Here is a 17,980-nt window from a genome sequence, read left to right as displayed (position 1 = left end):
GTCGCATCAGCTCCCGCCTCCCGGGCGTTACCGCTTCAGGAGTCGTACCGACAGACCTTCCGTCGTGTAGACGGGTACGGCCCGCAGCCGGTCGGAGTTCAGCTCGACGCGGTCGAACTGGCCGCGCAGCCCCGCGGCGGACAGGACGCGCACGGTGCTGCCCGCGGCCGGCGGCCGGTCGGCGTCGAGGTGCAGCGTCAGCACGCTTCCCGTGCCCAGCACCGCCCGGCGCGTGACCTTCAGGGCGGGCTCGTGACCCGAGCGGAGCGTGACCTCCAGCGCGCCCGACTCCTGCGCGTACATCCCGTGCACCTGCACGGACCGCTGCAGCCGCAGCGCGCCGCCCGACACCCGGACCTCGCCGTGGCCCAGCGCGTGGGACGAGGCGGCGACCAGCACGCCGTCCTTCACGACGGTGCCGCCGGTGTACTTGTTGTGGCCGGTCAGGGTGAGCGTGCCGCTGCCCCGCTTGGTCAGGCCGCCGTCGCCGCAGATGTCGTTGCGCCAGCTGTCGGCCGCGCCGAAGCCGCTCGCCGCCGCGTCGAGTGTGACGGTCACGTCGCAGTCGAAGGCGCCGTAACCGTCGGCCGCGGCGAACAGGTTCAGCCGCCCCCACTGCTCGAAGCCGTCCAGCAGGACATACCCGGAGGGCAGCGCGGTCGTGCGCAGCACCTCGCGCCGCTGGTCCGCGTCCAGGTAGGGCAGCCGCGTCTCCAGCAGCACCTCCGCGCCCTTCGGGACGGTCAGCGGTTCGTTGCGGCCGTGGCGGGTCAGCACGTACGTCAGCCGGGGCCCGACCGCACGGGCGTTGGCGTCCCGGTCCGCGTACGGGTCGGTGGCGTCCGAGTGCGCGTAGGCGTACAGGGTGTCGGCCGTGGTGCCGGTCTGCGCCTCGAAGTAGGCGAGGGCCTGGGCGCGGGCCGCGGCCTTGAGGGCGGCGTTCGCCGGGTCGGCCAGGGTGGCGGCGGCCAGGGCGGTGGCCATGATGCGGCCGCCCATGACGTCGACGGGGGAGTGCATGCCCGACATGATCCGGGTGTGGGCGAGCTCGAAGGCCCGCGTCACCAGCTCCTGGAAACGCTCCGGCACGGCGTACGCGTAGGCCAGGCCCGCCAGGTGGAAGGCGTTGGTGTGGCCGCTGGGGAAGCCGCCGTCGTCGGTCGGGGACATGTTGCGCTGACGCAGCAGCTGGGGCGCGACGACCACCTTCGAGTCGTACACGGGGTAGCCGAGCGCGTCCTTCGCCCCGGTGTCGACGACCTCGCTGTCCTCGTTCATGCGCCAGGGACGCGGGTACTGGTAGGCGTACTTGGACGGGTTGCCCGAGGCCCAGTTGCCGCGCAGCGTGTCCACCAGCTCGGCGACCTTGCCCAGCGCCGAGTCGTGCGAACCGGCGCCGAGCGCGGAGCCGGCCGGGGCGTCCGCGGGCACGGCGTCGTCGATCTTGGTGGGCGGTGTGCCGTCGGGGGCGCTGGTGATCGATGTGACGGCCTTGGCGCCCGCCTTGTACAGGTCGGCCAGCGGACCGAGGCCCGCGATCAGCGCGTAGCTCTGGTGCTGGCGGTCGTAGAGGAACGCCTCCTTCGCCTGCGCGTCCGTGCGCGCGCCGGTGATGCGGGCGCAGTAGCTCATGTTGGCGCGCAGTATCTCGGGCCGCAGGGGCGTGCCGGTGTTCCAGGCGCCGCCGGTCTTCCATATCTGCGCGAAGCCGCCGAGCACGCGGACGACCGCGTTGGTCTCGGGCGTGAGGTTCGTCGGGAGGTTGGTCCTGTAATCGTCGACGAAGGCCGCGGGAGCCGTGGCGGCCTTGGCGTCGGCGGCGCCCAGCCACGTCACGAAGGTGGGCGCGGCCAGCACACCGGCCGAGGCGCCCAGCGAGGTCTTGAGGAACCCCCGCCTGTTGACGGTGAGCCGACCGGCCTTCGAGGAGGAGCGGTGCCCGGCAGGTGACGGCATGCGTGTGCCTCTCTTCAGTTCTGCGGCCCTGCGGCCGGGGAGGAGATCGTGCGATCCGAGATGTCCCGCGGGACGCATGAGATGTGCGAATCCGGTGCGTCCCGTGGAGCTTTGAGCGAAGATCTACGGCCGGGTCCTGTCCCGTCGGCGGTCGCCCGGCGGCCGTGACGTGTCGTGCAGGTGAACTCAGCGGGCCGGCAGGGCCCTTCAAGGGGCGCGGGGCTGTGACATCAGCGGCTCCGCCGCCGGGCGCGATCGGCCACGACGGCGCCGCAGCCGATGCGAAGGCCGGTCGTAGCACTCCGGCGCGGCGCCTGGCGGCGTCCTGCTCACAAGAGCGAACGCGCCAGGGTCACGGCACCTTCCACGGGTGGCTCCCGCAGCGGCTGCGGACGTGCTCCCGGCACGGACCGCGCGAGCGCTGTGGCGAACGCGCCGTACAGGGAGGCCTGGGAGAGGACGGTGCTGCCCGCGATCACCACGTCGTCCACCACGACCCCGCGCGCGGCGAGCCGCTCCACGAGCGCGGCCAGCGAACGGCCGGCCTCGGTGATCACCGCTCGGGCGAGCGGCGAGCCCGCCTCGGCGGCCGCGAACACGACCGGCGCGTGCCGGCCCCACTCGGCGGAGACGTCCGTGGCCCCCTCCAACGCGGCGCCGAGCGCGGGTACTTCGGAGACGCCGAAGGATGCGAGCAGGCCCCGGCCGAGTTCGTCGGGCTCCTCCCCGCGGTCGTGCGCCGCCCATGCGGCCCGTGCGGCCTCGCGGACGAGACCGGCCGCGCCGCCCTCGTCGCCGAGGACCGCACCCCAGCCGCCGACCTGGACGCAGGTCCCGTCGGAGAACCGGCCGACCGCGACGGAACCGGTGCCGGCGACCAGGCCGACCCCCTTGTCCAGTCCCGCGGCCGGCACGAGCAGCTCGGCGTCGCCCACGACCAGCGCGGGCGCGTCGAAGTGCTGTTGCAGGGCGGTACGTATCCGGGCGCACTGGCGCGGGGTCTCACAGGCGTGGCCGCCCACGGCGACGGCCGCCGGGCGTGCGCCCGTGGGCAGCGCGTCGGCGACCACCGCGGCCAGCCAGCCGGCGGCGGCCACGGGCTCGTGCGGCCGCCAGCCGCTGCTCGTCCGGACATGATCGGCGACAAGCTCCGTATCGGCGTAGGCACGCAGATGTGTCTTGGTGCCACCCACGTCGATGCCGACCACGAGGGGCGTGAAGTCCTGCACGGAACCTCTTTTTTCGTCGTTGCACTGGGCGCGACGGTCGGGCGAACCGTGCCTGCAATTACGGGAGTTGGTGAACTAGGGAAGCCCCGGGACGGGCTTCTGGCGGACACGGCAGGCGAGTACCGTGAAGTTCGTTAGGAAGTTAACTAACGAAGTACAGTGCGTCAAGAGGCATCGCGCACCCGACCACTGAGCGGCCCGTGACCCGTGGGAGAACTGTGATACACGACGCGGCGGAAGCCCCCCGTCTGACCGAGAGCGCAAGCGCGGTATTCGCCGTGCTCGCCGAGGCGGGCAGCGCGACCCGGCCGCAGCTCGCAAGCCTGGCGGGCCTGTCCAAACCCACGGTGTCCTCTGCCGTCGCGGAGCTGGAGAGCGCACGGCTGGCGGCCCACTCCGGCACCGCCTCCGGCGGCACGGGCCGTTCCGCCGCCGTCTACGGTCTCGGTCCGGCCGCCGGTGCCGTGCTCGCCGTCGACCTCGGCCCCGCCCTGACCCGGGTGCGCGGCTGCGCCCTGGACGGCACCCTGCTCGCCCAGGCCACTGGCACCCGGGAAGAGGCCGCCGACGTGGTCCGCGAGGCACTCGTCGCGTTGCCGGCCGGCGCCCCGCTGCGCACCGTCGTCGTCGCCGTCGGCGATGTCACGGCACGGGAGAAGGAGGGCGCCCGCATGCGCCCCGCCACGGCCAAGGCCGGCCCGGTCTTCGACGCCATGGCCGTCGCCCTGCCGCCGGGCGTTCCCGTCCACCTCGAGAACAACGTCAACTGCGCCGCGCTCGCCGAACTGCACGAGGGCGCCGCGCGCGGCCGGCACACCTTCGGCTATCTGCGCATCGGCGTCGGTATCGGTCTCGGCATCGTGGTCGGCGGTCAGGTGCTGCGCGGTGCCAACGGCGCCGCGGGTGAGCTGGCCCGGCTGCCCTACCCCTGGGACGACGGCCGCGAGCCGCGGCACGAGGCCCTGGAGGAGTACATCGGCGCCCGCTCGCTGCTGCGGCGGGCGGCAAAGGCCTGGCAGGAGGAGGACGGGCCCTGCCCGCACACCGCCGAGCAGCTCTTCGCCCTGGCCGGTCAGGGCGGGACGGCGGCCCGCGCCGTGGTCGCCCGGCATGCCACCGACGTCGGCCGTCTCGCCGCCGCTGTGACCGCCGTACTGGACCCGGGACTGATCGTCCTGGGTGGCAGCACCGGCGCGGACCCGCAGGTACTGCCCGGTGTGCGGGCGGAACTCGCCCGGCTGAGCTGGCCCACCGAAGTCGTCAGCAGCACGGTCGGCGATCTCGGCACGGTCGTGGGCGCCGCCCGGCTCGCGGTTTCGCGAGGAGTCCAAACCGTGACCGAGGCCGCGGGGACTAAGGATTGACGGCCTCCGACTCGACGTGCCAATGTCCGGACAAGCGCTTTCTAAGTCGGCCGGGATGCCGACTCCGGGTGAGCCTCCCGCCCGTACGCGAAGTACGGCAGTCGCACGAGGGCGTGCTTGTGCGACGACGGCCCTCATGGCCGGGGACGCCACCCGCTCCAGGCGACGCGGCCGGGCGAGGCCGTGCCCCCGGAAAGCGAAATTTCCTGCAAAATGCACCCGTGCCGCCTCGGCTGGCGCCGTGCTCCGTCCAGTACGACGAAAAGGGAAGAAAATGACCAGTGTGGGTGTGCGGCGCTCCCGCCGACTCGGCCGCGGCGGCATACGCCGTGTGGTACCCCTCGCTGCCGTGGCCACGGCAGGTGCCCTTCTGCTCACCGCCTGCGGCGGGTCGGGATCCGGCTCTGGTGGGAACTCCAAGTCGCTGACCTTCTGGATCTCCACGGTTCCGGGACAGGACGCGGGCTGGAAGAAGCTGGTGGCGCAGTACAAGAAGGAAGCCGGCGTCGACGTCAAGCTCGTCAACATCCCCTACGACGGCTACACGACGAAGCTGCACAACTCCGCGCAAGCGAATGCTCTGCCCGACGTGGCGGCCGTGCCGGCGCTGGACCCGATCTGGTCGAACAAGCTGATCGACCTGAGCTCCATCGCCGGCGACAAGAGCTACAACATCAACGCCAACTTCCTGGCGAAGGACTCGTCCGGGAAGGTGCTGGCCATCCCCTCGGACGTCACCGCGTCCGGCCTGTTCATCAACAAGACGCTGTTCAAGAAGGCGGGCGTCTCCTTCCCGACCTCGCCCCAGAAGACCTGGACCTGGACGGACTTCATCGCGGCCGCGAACAAGGTCCGCGAGAAGACCGGCGCCAAGTACTCCCTGACCTTCGACCAGTCACCCTCGCGACTGCGCGCCATGGTCTACGAGATGGGCGGGAAGTACGTCCACGCGGACTCCTCCGGCAAGTTCTCGGTGGACGCCGCGACCAAGAAGGCCGTGAAGACCTTCGTCGGATGGAACGACGACAAGACCATGCCGAAGTCGGTGTGGACCAGCGGCGCCGACCCGTCCGCGATGTTCCAGAGCGGTGACGTGGTCGCCTACTGGTCCGGCGTGTGGCAGGTCGCCGCCTTCTCGGACAGCATCAAGAAGTTCGACTGGGCGAGCGTCCCGACCCCCGCCCAGCCCGTGCAGGCCAGCGACGTCAACGCCGGCGGCCTGATGGTGGGCTTCAACAACAACGGCGCCGCGGCCACCGCCGCGAAGAAGTTCATGACGTGGGTGTACGACCCGAAGCAGTACACCGAACTGGTCGAGAGCTCCGGGTTCCTCCCGGTCGAGAGCGGTCTGACCCCGAACTACCCCTTCAAGTCCGACGCGGCGCAGTCGGCGTTCAAGCTGTACAACGAGGAGATCCCGCTCTACGCCCCGATCTCCGGCTACTTCAACGGCGCGCAGACGGAATGGGCGCTGAAGGGCAAGAGCATCACCACCGACCCGACCAAGGCGGAGCTCGGCAAGGCGGTCAACGGCCAGCAGTCGTCCGACAAGGCGTTGGAGAACATCGTGGCCGGCTACAACCAGCAGGTCGGCGGCGGTTCGTAGAACCCCGGGGCCGGGGGCGGTGGCCAGACGCCGCCCCCGGCCCTGAAGCCCACTCGATGCCGGGCTCACGGCGTGAACCCACCGCAATCCATTCCACCAGCACGGAGTCAGGAAGATGACAAAACGCGCCTCGGACGTGTCCCCGAGCCCGCCCAGGAGACGCAGTAAGTACATCCTTGCGCCGCTCGTCCTCATCGCCGCCAATGTCGTGCTCTTCGCGCTGTTCTTCGTCTGGCCGGCGGTGATCGGGTTCGTCTACTCCTTCACGAACTACACGGGTGTGGGTGCGTTCCAGTTCATCGGACTGGACAACTACCACAACCTGTTCGGGGACTCCACGTTCTACGACGCGCTGACCCGGACCCTGCTGTATGCGGTGCTCTTCGTACCGCTGAACTTCGCGCTCTCGCTGCTCGCCGCCAACCTGGTGGTGAGCAAGCACGCCAAGGGCACGTCGGTCGCCCGCGTCATCTTCTTCATCCCGTGGCTGCTGTCGCCCATCGTCGTGGGTGTCCTGTGGCGGTGGCTGTTCGGCGAGAACTTCGGCCTGGTCAACTACGTCATCGAGAAGCTCGGCGGAAGTGCCGTTCCGTGGCAGTCGAACGCGGACCTGTCGTTGCTCGTGGTGGTGATGGCGGCGTCCTGGACCTGGACCGGTTTCACGATGCTGCTGTTCATCGCAGCGATCAAGAACGTACCGGTGTCGTACTACGAGGCGGCATCGCTCGACGGTGCCGGACCATGGCGCCAGTTCTTCAGCATCACGCTGCCGAGCATCGCACCGACCTCCTTCATCGTCATCCTGCTCAACACGATCAACGCGATGAAGGAATACCCGGTGTTCGTCTCCCTCAACAACGGCGGACCCGGAACGTCGAACAACCTCCTTGTCCAGTACATCTACCAGACCGGCTTCCAACGGGGCCAGATCGGCTACGCGAGCGCCGCGTCATTCGTGCTCATGCTCATCCTGATGGCCGTCGCGATCATCCAGCTGATCGTCAACCGGCGGGTGGAGAACCGATGACAACCACAGACATGCCTCGCAAGGTCGACGCCGGTCCCGGACGGACTGTTTCCAAGAAGCGGACCCGCGGCGCGGCGAGCGGTGGGATCCGGCAGGCGGTGTCCGCGACGACCCTGCTGTGGATCCTCGCGTGCCTCTACGGGCTGCCGGTGCTGTGGTTCATCCTCAGTTCCCTCAAGCCGGCCAGCGACCTGTTCTCCTATCCGCTGACGCTGGTTCCGCACCACCCCACCCTGTCGGGCTACCTGGAGGCGTGGCGCAGCGCCAACTTCTCGCAGTACTTCATCAACACGACCATCGTGTGCGTGATCACGACGATCCTCACCGTGGGCGTCAGCTGCTGCACCGGGTACGCGCTGGCCAAGTACGACAACAAATGGCTCAAGGCCTTCTTCATCTGCATCCTGGCGACCACGATGCTGCCGGGCGAGGTCATGCTCGCCCCGGAGTTCCTGGTGGTCCGCAACCTCGGCCTCTACAACTCCTTCGCCGGCATCATCTTCCCGGCGGTGCTCACCGCGACCGGATGCTTCATGTTCCGTCAGTTCTTCCTGACGGTCCCCGACGAACTCGTGGAAGCCGCCCGCATCGACGGCGCCCGCGAACTGTCGATCTTCCTGCGGATCATGGTGCCGCTCTCCCGGCCCATCATGCTGACCCTCGCCATCCTGTCCTTCCAGTGGCGGTGGAACGACTACATCTGGCCGCTGCTGATGCTGAACGACCCCAACAAGTTCACGGTGCAGATCGGTATCCAGAGCATCGTCGGCGCGCAGAACATCAACTGGTCGGTCCTGCTCGGCGCCTCGGTCATCTCCATGATCCCGCTGATCGTGATCTTCCTGGTCTTCCAGCGCTACGTCATGGGCGCCGACATCAATGCCGGACTGAAGGACTGACCTTGCCCACCCCGCTCGACCACGAGTTCGTCCGCGCAGCGGCGGTCGCCGCCGACGGGTCGGCCGCCCTGCTCACGGCCGACCCGTCGGCGGAATTCATCGGGCCGCACCGCGCCCTGGCCCGGCGGGTGAAGACCCTGGTCGCGGCGTACCGTTCGCCGGAGTCGGCCCTGCACGGCAGCGAGCGTGCCGTCGCCGCCGCGCTGATCCACCTCCGTGCCCTTCGGTCCCTGCAGACGGCCTCCGGGCTCTTCGCGGGCGGCGACAACGTGCAGTCGCCGCCGGACTCCGCGTTCACCGTCAACGACGTGTGCGACGCGCACGTCCTGGCTGCGGGCGCGGGGCCGGAACTGGACGACGTCACGGCGGCGCTCGCCGAGATCGCCGGCGCCGCCACCGGCCCCCTCCTGACCGGCGGGGTGCACACCCCGAACCACCGCTGGGAGCTGTCCGCGGCGCTGGCCCGGCTGCACCGGTCGCTCCCCGACGCCCGGCTGCTCGCCCGCGCCGAGGAGTGGCTCGCCGAGGGCGTCGACATCGACGCGGACGGCCTGTACTCGGAACGCAGCGCCGTCTACGCCGCCATCGTCACGAACCCGGCGCTGCTGTTGCTGGCCGAGGTGCTCGGGCGTACCGACCTGGTGGACGCCGTCGAACGCAACCTCACCGCGACCCTGGACCTGATCAGGCCGGACGGCACGGTGGAGACCGTCCACTCGCGCCGCCAGGACCAGAGGCAGCCGTTCGCGCTGTGGCCCTACCTGCCGCACTACCGGCTGCTCGCGATCCGCACCGGCCGGGGCGACTTCGCCCGCGCGGCCCGCCTGGCGGCCGCCGACGGCATCCACGACCCCGACCTGCTCGCCCAGACCCTCCTCACCCCGGATCTGTGCCGCGCCCTGCCGGCCCCGGACCCGGAGAAGCTCCCGCGCGACCGGTACCTCCCCACAGCACGCCTCGCCGTCCATGCCTCGGCCACCGCGCACACCGTGGTGTACGGCGGCTCCGACGTGCCCGAACACCGGCGCATTCGCTCGGGCCTCGCCTGCAACCCCACCTTCCTGCGCCTGTTCGCCGGTGCCGCCGTCCTCGACGCGGTCCGCCTCTCGCGGGTGTTCTTCGACCTGGGCCCGTTCCGCGCCGCCGACATGGAACGGCTCGCCGACCACCGGTACCGGCTCACCCAGACCCTCACCACCGCCTACTACCAGCCGCTCCCGAAGGACCACAGGCGCGACGACGGCGCCTACCGCCTGGTGGACGAGGGCCGCTTCTCCGCGGCGATGGCCTTCCCCGACCGCCCCCAGGACGAGGTCTCCCACACCACCCGGGTCGAGGTCGACCTGCGGGACGACGGGGCTGACCTGCGCATCGACATCAGCGGCCCCACGGTGCCCTGGGCCCTCGAACTGACCTTCCGGCCCGGCGGCGAGCCGCAGGGCGCCGTACCGCTCGGCGACGGACGCTGGTGCATGACGACCGAGCCCGTGACCTACCGCGTGGGCGACGACGAGATCCGGGTCGAGGCCGCCGTCGAGACGGGCGAACCGCTCGCCGGACCGGACCGGAGCGACGTACTGCGCTACGACCCGGGGCAGGACTACACCGTGGTCGGCGGCACCGACGCGACGACCGGGAACCGCGTCTACCTCGGCGGACACGGACCGCAGACACTGACCCTCACACTGCGCGCCACCTCTCAGGCATGAAGGGCTGACCTCCTTGCACCTCCCACGCCAGCTCGGCCCGCTGCACGACCTGCCGGACACCCCCGAGGCGTACGACGCCGTGCTCGCGGACATCACCGAGCAGGCCCTCGCCCGCCTCACCCCCGAGGGCAACCTCGAACACCCCGACTGCGACGACGACATCGGCGACACCTCCCTCGGCATCACCTCCCTGCTCGCCTTCGCCTGGCAGCGCACCAAGGACGACCGGCTGCCGGAGGCGGTCCGCCGCAGCCTCGCCTTCCATCTGCGTGAGCGCGTCTACGCCGACGACAACCCCGGCTACCCCAACCTCAAGGTCCGCAACTCCGGTCTGCCGTACGCCCGTTACACCCTCGCCGCCGGCGCCCACCCCATCGGCGACTGGCCCAGCACCGTGTGGGCGCTGCTCCAGGCGGTGAACCTCCTCGACGCGGCCGACGGTCTGGTCGACGACGCCCAGCGCGCCGAACTCCTCGACGTGGCCCACGGATACTGGCGCTGGCTGACCGAGGCGACCTTCTTCAACCCGCAGGAGGCCGGCAACCAGGCGATCGGCTGTGTCGTCGGCGGCCTGATGCTCGCCCGCCATCTCCCCCCGGAGGAAGGCGAGTCGGTCCACGCCCGCGCGATCGCGCTGTACGTCGAGAAGATCCGCGACCACCGGGTCGCCGACCGGGGCGCGCTGCTGCCGCCCGAGCACGGCGGCGCCTACGACAACAACTACGGCCCGATCTCCCTCTCCTTCCTCGCCCAGGCCCATCGGGTCAGCGGCGCGGAGATCTTCGCCGAGGACGGCGAGGCGCTCGCCCGCTACATCGACGCCCGCCTGACGAACGGCGGCTTCGACAACGGCGGCCCGCGCTACAGCGAGCAGCACTCCGCCTTCGAATCGGTCCTGGGGCTGCGCTACTTCGGCGCCCGCATCGGCTCCGACCTCGGCCGCTACCGGGGCGACAGCCGCTGGGCCCGGCACGCGGTCAACGACGACGGAGGCGTCGACGGCCACTTCGCGTGGATGCTGGTCTGGCAGATCCAGGACACCACACGCTGGCACCGGAAGCCGTCGACCACCCCCGCACGGCACCAACTGCGCGCCGGCACGGTCTCGGTGGCCTTCGACGACCGCATGACCCCGGCGGTGGTCGAGGCCGCGGGCACCTACTACCTCCCCGCCGCCGTCAACCGCCAGCACGGCTTCGGCCCGGTCGTCGACGGCTTCCTGCTGTGCCGGCCGATGGGCGAGGTCCGCGTCCGCGACCTGCGCACCGACGGCCTCACGGCCAAGCTGGTCACCAAGCCCGTCGTCGGGCGCGATCACGTCCTGCGGCACGTGCGGTCCCTGTACGTCACCGACGGCACGAGCCTGTGGACGACCGTCGCCGTGGAACGCCTGCCCGGTGAGCCGTATCTGCTCGCCGGCCTGCCGTACGCGGCAGACGACGGGGACCGGGTGCGCCGGACGGCCGAGGGCGCGGTGGCGTCGGCCGGTACCCTCCGTCTGACCCATCCAGAGGCGCAGGGCGCGGAGCACTTCGACGCCCGCGCGGAACTCACCCAGGAACAGGCGGCGTTCGCGCTCGCCGCCGACCCGCGCGGCTACGGCAACCCCGACGACGGCTGGCGCCACCTGGTGAGCTCCACCGCCCTGGAGGCGGGCCCGGTCCCGGACGCACCGGACGACCTGCACGTGTTCGCCGTACGGTACGGCTCCGCGGCGCCGCTCACGGTGTCGGTCGAACGCGACGGGGACGGGCTGCGCATCGCGACTTCCGGCTTCACCGCGGTGATCGGTGCAGACGACGAGCGGGGGGAGCCGGAGCTGACGCTGCGCGCCGTCAGTTCTTGAGGGCGAGTTCGCCCACCGGCACCACCAAGTCCGCCCGGTCGCGGGTCGCGGCGACCAGCTCCGCATTGTGCTGGTCGCTGCGCAGCACCCACTGCACCGCTTCCTCGTGCCCCTTGCCGAACTCCTCGTGCCGGGCGATCAGCCTGCGGAGCCGCTCTTCCTCGTCCAGTTCGCAGTACCACACCTCGTCGAGCCGGCTGCGCACGCGCGGCCAGGCCCCCGTCTCCAGCAGCAGGTAGTTGCCCTCGGTCACCACCAGCCGGGCCGTCGGCGGTACCGGTACGGCGCCCGCGACGGGCTGCTCCAGCACCCGCTCGAACCCGGGCGCGTACACCACGTCGGCCTCTTCGCTCTCCCGCAGGCGGGCCAGCAGCGCCGCGTAGCCGGCCGCGTCGAAGGTGTCGGGCGCTCCCTTGCGGTCCCGGCGGCCCAGCCGCTCCAGCTCGACGTCGGCGAGGTGGAAGCCGTCCATGGGGACGTGCGCGACCCAGGGCTCCCCGGTGCCGTTCAGCTCCCGTACCAGGTTCTCCGCGAGGGTCGACTTGCCCGCCCCCGGGCTGCCGGTGATGCCCAGGACGGCGCGACGCCCACCGCGCGGGAGGGCGCGGGCACGGGTCAGGAGGTCGTCGAAAGTCAGCGGCACACGGCAGAGTCTGTCACCCGGGCGGCGGTGCGATGAACTACGGCGGCGCGGGGAGTCCTCTCTCAGTACGGGGGACACGTCCGTGACGAGGAAGGGAGCCGGTGCCGTGGCCGACGACGCAGCGCAGATCCGCATGCTGATCGAGAAGTGGGCCGAGGCCGTCCACCGCGGCGACCTCGACGGCGTCCTGGCCGACCACGCCGAGGACATCGTGATGTACGACGTCCCGCCGCCGCACCAGGGCCTGCACGGGCTTGCCGCCTATCGGGCGACCTGGCCGCCGTTCTTCGAGTGGCAGGCGCAGGGCGCGTGCTTCGACATCGAGTCCCTGGACGTCACCGCCGGCACCGACGTCGCCTACGCCCACGCGCTGCTGCGCTGCGGCACACCCGAGGAACTGGCGGAACGCCCCACCCTCCGGCTGCGGTTGACGCTCGGCCTGCGCAAGGAAGGCGACCGCTGGCTGGTCGCCCACGAGCACCACTCGTTCCCGCACGACTGACCTGTGTGGCGTGCGCCACAAGCTGGACGTCCCCGAACGGGGAACCGGACCCGTATGACGCAGCTCGGTCCTCCCCTCGGCCTTCCCGAAGACATCCAGGCCTGCCTCTTCGACCTCGACGGGGTGGTGACCCGGACGGCCGTCGTGCACGCCGCCGCCTGGAAGGAGACCTTCGACGCCTTCCTGCGTGGCCGGGACGGCGAGGGCTTCCGGCCCTTCGACGCCGTGGCCGACTACGACGAGTACGTCGACGGACGCCCGCGCGCCGACGGCGTCCGCACCTTCCTCGCCTCCCGGGGCATCGAACTGCCCGAGGGATCCCCCGACGACCCGCCCGAGAAGGCGACCGTCCACGGGCTCGGCAACCGCAAGAACGTCCTGCTCCTGGAGAGGATCCGCACCCAGGGCGTCGAGGCCTACGAGGGCACCCTGCGCTACATCGAGGCCGTACGGGCCCATGGTCTGCGCACCGCGATCGTCTCCTCCAGCGCCAACACCCGTGACGTGCTGCGCTCGATCCACGCCGAGGACCTCTTCGAGGTCCGCATCGACGGTGTCGTGGCGGCCGAACGCAAACTGCCCGGCAAACCACGCCCCGACACCTTCCTCGAAGCCGCCCGGGACCTCGGGATCGAGCCGTCGCGAGCGGCCGTCTTCGAGGACGCCCTCGCCGGCATGGACGCCGGCCGCTCCGGCCACTTCGGATACGTCGTCGGCGTGGACCGCGTGGGCCAGACCGACGCGCTGTACGCACACGGCGCGGACGTGGTCGTGAAGGATCTCGCGGAACTGGGAGGCCGGGCGTGATCACCCACCGGTCGTACACCGTCGAACCCTGGGCCGTGCGCGAGACGGAGCTGGGCCTCGACGTCCTGGCGCAGAGCGAGTCCGTCTTCGCGCTGTCCAACGGCCACGTCGGCTGGCGCGGCAACCTCGACGAGGGCGAACCGCACGGCCTGCCCGGCTCCTACCTCGGCGGCGTCCACGAACTGCACCCGCTGCCCTACGCGGAGGCCGGCTACGGCTACCCGGAGTCCGGCCAGACCGTCATCAACGTCACCAACGGCAAGGTCCTGCGGCTGCTGGTCGACGACGAGCCCTTCGACCTGCGCTACGGCCGCCTCGTCTCCCACGAGCGCACCCTCGACCTGCGCGGGGGAGTGCTGGAGCGGGTCTGCGAGTGGGTCTCGCCGGCCGGTACGACGGTCCGCGTCCGCTCGACCCGGCTCGTCTCCCTCACCCAGCGGGCGATCGCCGCCGTGGCCTACGAGGTGGAGGCCGTCGGCACGCGCACGCGGGTGGTCGTCCAGTCGGAACTCGTCGCCAACGAGCAACTGCCCGAGCGCAAGGGCGACCCACGGGCGGCCATGGCCCTGCAGTCGCCCCTGGAGGCGGAGGAGGCCTTCGCCGAGGGATCCCGGCTGCGCCTCGTGCACCGCACCCGGCGCACCGGTCAGCGCGTGGCCGTGGGCGCCGACCACGTCGTCTGCGGCCCGGACGCGACCAGCACCGGCAGCGAGAGCAACGAGGACGTCGCCCGCCTCACCGTCACCTCCGTCCTCGAACCGGGCGAGCGGCTGCGCGTGGAGAAGCTCGTCGCCCACGGCTGGTCCGCCACCCGCTCCAAGCCGGCGATGAGCGACCAGGTCGACGCGGCCCTCGCGGCCGCCGCGGTCGGCGGCTGGGCGGGCCTCGTGGAGGAACAGCGCGCGTATCTCGACGACTTCTGGGCGCGCGCCGACGTCGAGGTCGACGGCGACGAGGAGATCCAGCAGGCCGTCCGCTTCGCCCTCTTCCACGTCCTGCAGGCCGGCGCCCGCGCCGAACAGCGCGCGATCCCCGCCAAGGGGCTGACCGGCTCCGGCTACGACGGCCACGCCTTCTGGGACACCGAGGCCTTCGTGCTGCCCCTGCTCACCTACACCGCGCCCGAGGCCGTGGCCGAGGCGCTGCGCTGGCGGCACAGCACCCTGCCCGCCGCCCGGGAACGCGCGGCCCAGCTCGGTCTCAACGGCGCCGCGTTCCCCTGGCGCACCATCGAGGGCTCGGAAGGCTCGGCGTACTGGCCGGCCGGCACCGCCGCCTTCCATGTGAACGCCGCCGTCGCCGACGCCGTCGTGCGGTACGCGGCGGCGAGCGGGGACGAGCAGTTCGAGCGGGACGCCGGGATCGAGCTGCTGGTGGAGACGGCCCGGCTGTGGCGCTCGCTGGGCCATCACGACCACGAGGGCGCCTTCCACATCGACGGCGTCACAGGCCCCGACGAGTACAGCGCGGTCGCCGACGACAACACGTACACCAACCTCATGGCACGTGCGAACCTGCTGGAGGCCGCGGACGCCTGCAAGCGGCACCCGGAGCGGGCCGCGCAGCTGGGTGTCGACGACGAGGAGAGCGCGGCCTGGCGGGACGCGGCCGAGGCCATGCACATCCCGTACAACCACGAACTCGGCGTGCACGAGCAGCACGCCGGCTTCACCCGCTACCAGCGCTGGGACTTCGACCGCACCCGGCCGGACCAGTACCCGCTGATGCTGCACTTCCCCTATTTCGACCTCTACCGCAAACAGGTCGTCAAACAGGCCGACCTGGTGCTCGCGATGTACACCTGCGGCAGCCACTTCGACGAGGAGCACATAGCCCGCAACTTCGCCTACTACGAGCCCCTCACCGTCCGGGACTCCTCGCTGTCGGCGAGCGTCCAGGCCGTGATCGCCGCCCAGGCCGGCCATCTGGACCTCGCCTACGCCTACACGGCCGAGTCGGCACTGATGGATCTGGCGGACCTGCAGCACAACACCCGCGACGGGTTGCACATCGCGTCCCTCGCCGGCACCTGGACGGCCCTGGTGGCCGGTTTCGGCGGACTGCGCCGCGAGGGCGACACGCTGCGCCTCGCCCCGCGCCTGCCCGACAGGTTCAGCCGGCTGGCCTTCTCCCTGCAACTCCTCGGCCGCCGCCTGCGCGTGGAGGTCGGCCCCGACAAGGCCACGTACACCCTGCTGTCCGGCCCGCCCCTGACCATCCGCCACCACGACAGCCCCCTGACCCTGCGCGACGACGGCCCCGTCGTCCGAGCGATCCCGCAACTCCCGGCCCGCCCGGCCCCGGAACAGCCACCGCACCGCAGCCCGCGCTAGTGCCGCATCGGGCAGGGTTCGCCCCTGTCGACCACCTCAGGTAGCCGTTCGTCCGCGGCGTGCGGCCGGGCCGGTGGGACCCAGGGGAACCGCATGACCGCGTCGGGTCGGCGTGCGGCGAGACACGCGGAGTCGTCGGCTTGCCGGGCTCGGACTCGGCATCGCCGAGGTAGTAGACAGCTCCGGCTTCACGGCGCCGTGTGCTCACGAGCAGCCGGCCCACGATCTGCCCCCGTGCGCCGCGAACTTGCCAGGGATCGAGACCGGACCCCCAGTACACCTGCTGGTCGCTGCGTTCTCCGGGGGCGAGTGGGCCGCTCATGTCATGGCAGTCACGTCCACGGCTGTCACCGCACTCGAACAGGACAGCCGGGGAGCCGGTGTCATTGACGAAGGCGACGGAACTGAAGTTGGCGGGGTCCGTGGGATCCGTGGTCGCCGGATCGCAAGCACTCAGAACTCCCACGACGAGCGCGGCGATCGGCCAGGCTCCGTGCGGACGAGTACCCAAGTCGAACCTCCCGTTCGGCGACGAGAGCCTACAGAAGGCGAACGGTGCCTGCCGCGGCACTGGGACGTCAGACATCCGGCCGCATTCCGGGCGGCAGGTGGTCGCCGCGGTGGTGGCGGACAGCGGGACGGGCGTTTCCCGGGGCCCTGGTTCAGGTAGGAGTCGGATGTCCGGCCGACGAGATGGGGGAGTGGCATGACAGCGAGCGACACCGGCGGTCAGCTGGGGGAGGAGTTCTTCACTCCGGGAACCGCGTCCTTCACCGAGTTCCTGGCCGCCCACCGCCCCGGACTGCTGCCCACCCGTCCCCCCTTCCCCGACGGTGTCCGCGCCGAACCCGGCAGGTTCCCGCACGGCACCACCGTCCTGGCCCTCGCCTACCGCGACGGCGTGCTGATCGCCGGCGACCGCCGCGCCACGATGGGCAACCTCATCGCACAGCGGGACCTGGAGAAGGTGCACCCCGCGGACGACTACACGGCCGTGGCCTTCGCCGGCTCCGTCGGACTCGCCCTGGACATGGTGAAGCTGTACCAGGTCGAGCTGACGCACTTCGAGAAGATCGAGGGCATCCCGATGACCCTCAACGCGAAGGCGAGGCGCCTGGCCGGCATGATCCGGCAGAACCTCGGCCAGGCCATGCAGGGCCTCGCCGTCGTACCGCTTCTCACGGGCTACGACGAGGCGGCCCCGGAGGGAGAGAAGGGCCGCATCTTCAGCTTCGACGTCGCCGGCGGCCTGTACGAGAAGACGGACTTCCACGCCGAGGGCTCCGGATCGCCGTACGCCCGGGGCGCGCTCAAGAAGCTGTTCCGCAAGGGCATGGACCGGCGGGAGGCGGCCCTGGCCGCCCTGCAGGCGCTGTACGACGCGGCCGACGACGACTCGGCGACCGGCGGCCCTGACATCAGCCGCCGTATCTTCCCCATCGTCTCGGTGATCACCGAGGACGGCTTCGAGCGGCTGTCGGAGCCCGAGACGGAGGCGTTGAGCCGCGAGATGGTCGAGCAGCGCCGCAGCCGGCCGGACGGGCCGACCGCCACTCCCTGAGCGGCGGCCCCGCCTTTTCTCCTCCATGGCGAAGAGCTGTTCAGCCCTTTACTGCACATGACTTGCAAGTGCGTGATGTTGGCGCAAATGACACGGGAGGAGTGGACCAGGGTCGGCGGGACGGCCGCCTTCGTCCTCGCCCTGCACCTCGGCACCATGGACGGCTCGTTCATGAACTTCGCCTACGACTGGGCCTTCTCCAAACCGGTCCGCAAGGTCTACTACAACCTCACCATCACCGGCCTCTCGGTCGCCGTCGCCCTGCTCATCGGCACGGTCGAACTCCTCGGCCTGCTCGCCGAGAAGCCCCCTCTGCACGGCGCGTTCTGGGAGTGGATCGCCGGCCTCGACCTCAACACCGTGGGCTTCGCCATCGTCGGTCTGTTCCTCGCCACCTGGATCGTGGCGCTGCTGGTGTGGAAGCTGGGCCGCGTCGAGGAGAAGTGGACGGAGGGTCTGTCCCGGCCCGCAGAGCAGCCCGGCGACTAGACCCGCCGT

At 71.1% G+C, this 17,980-nt stretch carries 13 protein-coding genes and 1 pseudogene; 11 read left to right on the top strand and 3 right to left on the bottom strand.

Features of this window, described 5'->3' with window-relative positions:
- Nucleotides 1-27: 27 nt before the first annotated feature.
- Together ACWC1K_RS37345 and ACWC1K_RS37340 are read right to left on the bottom strand one after the other, a co-directional pair.
- Entirely contained in the window at nt 28-1,956 is a 1,929-nt protein-coding gene (locus ACWC1K_RS37345; protein ID WP_450837341.1) for a phosphatase PAP2 family protein, read from the bottom strand.
- 329 nt (nt 1,957-2,285) lie between these two features.
- Complete coding sequence (locus tag ACWC1K_RS37340; protein ID WP_450837340.1) at nt 2,286-3,185, bottom strand: N-acetylglucosamine kinase; 900 nt, start codon at nt 3,183-3,185, stop codon at nt 2,286-2,288.
- Nucleotides 3,186-3,403: 218 nt separating this feature from the next.
- Between ACWC1K_RS37340 and ACWC1K_RS37335 the strand changes: the two genes are divergently transcribed.
- The 6 genes from ACWC1K_RS37335 to ACWC1K_RS37310 all read left to right on the top strand — a co-directional run bounded on the left by ACWC1K_RS37335 (nt 3,404) and on the right by ACWC1K_RS37310 (nt 11,636).
- Entirely contained in the window at nt 3,404-4,549 is a 1,146-nt protein-coding gene (locus ACWC1K_RS37335) for an ROK family transcriptional regulator (RefSeq protein ID WP_450837339.1), read from the top strand.
- Between the two features lie 274 nt (nt 4,550-4,823).
- Nucleotides 4,824-6,155, top strand: a complete 1,332-nt coding sequence (locus ACWC1K_RS37330; protein WP_450837338.1) for an ABC transporter substrate-binding protein — start codon at nt 4,824-4,826, stop codon at nt 6,153-6,155.
- Nucleotides 6,156-6,270: 115 nt separating this feature from the next.
- Nucleotides 6,271-7,182 carry a carbohydrate ABC transporter permease gene (locus ACWC1K_RS37325; protein WP_450837337.1) on the top strand — a complete coding sequence of 304 codons (912 nt, stop codon included), beginning with the start codon at nt 6,271-6,273 and terminating at the stop codon, nt 7,180-7,182.
- Nucleotides 7,179-8,081 carry a carbohydrate ABC transporter permease gene (locus tag ACWC1K_RS37320; protein ID WP_450837336.1) on the top strand — a complete coding sequence of 301 codons (903 nt, stop codon included), beginning with the start codon at nt 7,179-7,181 and terminating at the stop codon, nt 8,079-8,081. Before ACWC1K_RS37325 ends, ACWC1K_RS37320 begins: the two co-directional genes overlap by 4 nt.
- Before the next feature lie 2 nt (nt 8,082-8,083).
- Complete coding sequence (locus ACWC1K_RS37315) at nt 8,084-9,790, top strand: hypothetical protein (protein WP_450837335.1); 1,707 nt, start codon at nt 8,084-8,086, stop codon at nt 9,788-9,790.
- A gap of 13 nt (nt 9,791-9,803) precedes the next feature.
- Nucleotides 9,804-11,636 carry a hypothetical protein gene (locus ACWC1K_RS37310; RefSeq protein ID WP_450837334.1) on the top strand — a complete coding sequence of 611 codons (1,833 nt, stop codon included), beginning with the start codon at nt 9,804-9,806 and terminating at the stop codon, nt 11,634-11,636.
- Here the strand turns inward: ACWC1K_RS37310 and ACWC1K_RS37305 are convergent.
- Entirely contained in the window at nt 11,626-12,279 is a 654-nt protein-coding gene (locus ACWC1K_RS37305; RefSeq protein ID WP_450837333.1) for a nucleoside/nucleotide kinase family protein, read from the bottom strand. The genes ACWC1K_RS37310 and ACWC1K_RS37305 overlap by 11 nt on opposite strands.
- 106 nt (nt 12,280-12,385) lie before the next feature.
- On the opposite strand from ACWC1K_RS37305, the gene ACWC1K_RS37300 reads away from it, so the two are divergent.
- From ACWC1K_RS37300 to ACWC1K_RS37280, 5 genes and pseudogenes are all read left to right on the top strand, one after another.
- Nucleotides 12,386-12,781 carry a YybH family protein gene (locus tag ACWC1K_RS37300; RefSeq protein WP_450837332.1) on the top strand — a complete coding sequence of 132 codons (396 nt, stop codon included), beginning with the start codon at nt 12,386-12,388 and terminating at the stop codon, nt 12,779-12,781.
- Nucleotides 12,782-12,835: 54 nt separating this feature from the next.
- Nucleotides 12,836-13,588 (top strand): HAD family hydrolase, encoded by a 753-nt coding sequence (locus tag ACWC1K_RS37295; RefSeq protein WP_450837331.1) that lies wholly within the window; start codon nt 12,836-12,838, stop codon nt 13,586-13,588.
- The gene (locus ACWC1K_RS37290; RefSeq protein WP_450837330.1) at nt 13,585-15,921 is read left to right on the top strand and encodes a glycoside hydrolase family 65 protein; all 2,337 of its coding nucleotides are present in this window, start codon (nt 13,585-13,587) and stop codon (nt 15,919-15,921) included. The genes ACWC1K_RS37295 and ACWC1K_RS37290 overlap by 4 nt, the downstream gene beginning before the upstream one ends.
- A gap of 706 nt (nt 15,922-16,627) precedes the next feature.
- Entirely contained in the window at nt 16,628-17,482 is an 855-nt protein-coding gene (gene prcB, locus ACWC1K_RS37285; protein ID WP_450837329.1) for a proteasome subunit beta, read from the top strand.
- A gap of 147 nt (nt 17,483-17,629) precedes the next feature.
- Nucleotides 17,630-17,971 (top strand): annotated as a pseudogene (locus ACWC1K_RS37280) (HoxN/HupN/NixA family nickel/cobalt transporter); the annotation flags it as partial.
- Nucleotides 17,972-17,980: the final 9 nt, after the last annotated feature.

This window comes from Streptomyces sp. NPDC001492 (assembly GCF_053597275.1).
This window is presented reverse-complemented; position numbering and strand designations above follow the sequence as displayed.

What these genes read in the sequence shown, in the direction of transcription:
- ACWC1K_RS37345 (WP_450837341.1), bottom strand. Translation starts at nt 1,956, where the DNA reads ATGCCGTCACCTGCCGGGCACCGCTCCTCCTCGAAGGCCGGTCGGCTC.
- ACWC1K_RS37330 (WP_450837338.1), top strand. Translation starts at nt 4,824, where the DNA reads ATGACCAGTGTGGGTGTGCGGCGCTCCCGCCGACTCGGCCGCGGCGGC.
- ACWC1K_RS37325 (WP_450837337.1), top strand. Translation starts at nt 6,271, where the DNA reads ATGACAAAACGCGCCTCGGACGTGTCCCCGAGCCCGCCCAGGAGACGC.
- ACWC1K_RS37320 (WP_450837336.1), top strand. Translation starts at nt 7,179, where the DNA reads ATGACAACCACAGACATGCCTCGCAAGGTCGACGCCGGTCCCGGACGG.
- ACWC1K_RS37295 (WP_450837331.1), top strand. Translation starts at nt 12,836, where the DNA reads ATGACGCAGCTCGGTCCTCCCCTCGGCCTTCCCGAAGACATCCAGGCC.
- prcB (WP_450837329.1), top strand. Translation starts at nt 16,628, where the DNA reads ATGACAGCGAGCGACACCGGCGGTCAGCTGGGGGAGGAGTTCTTCACT.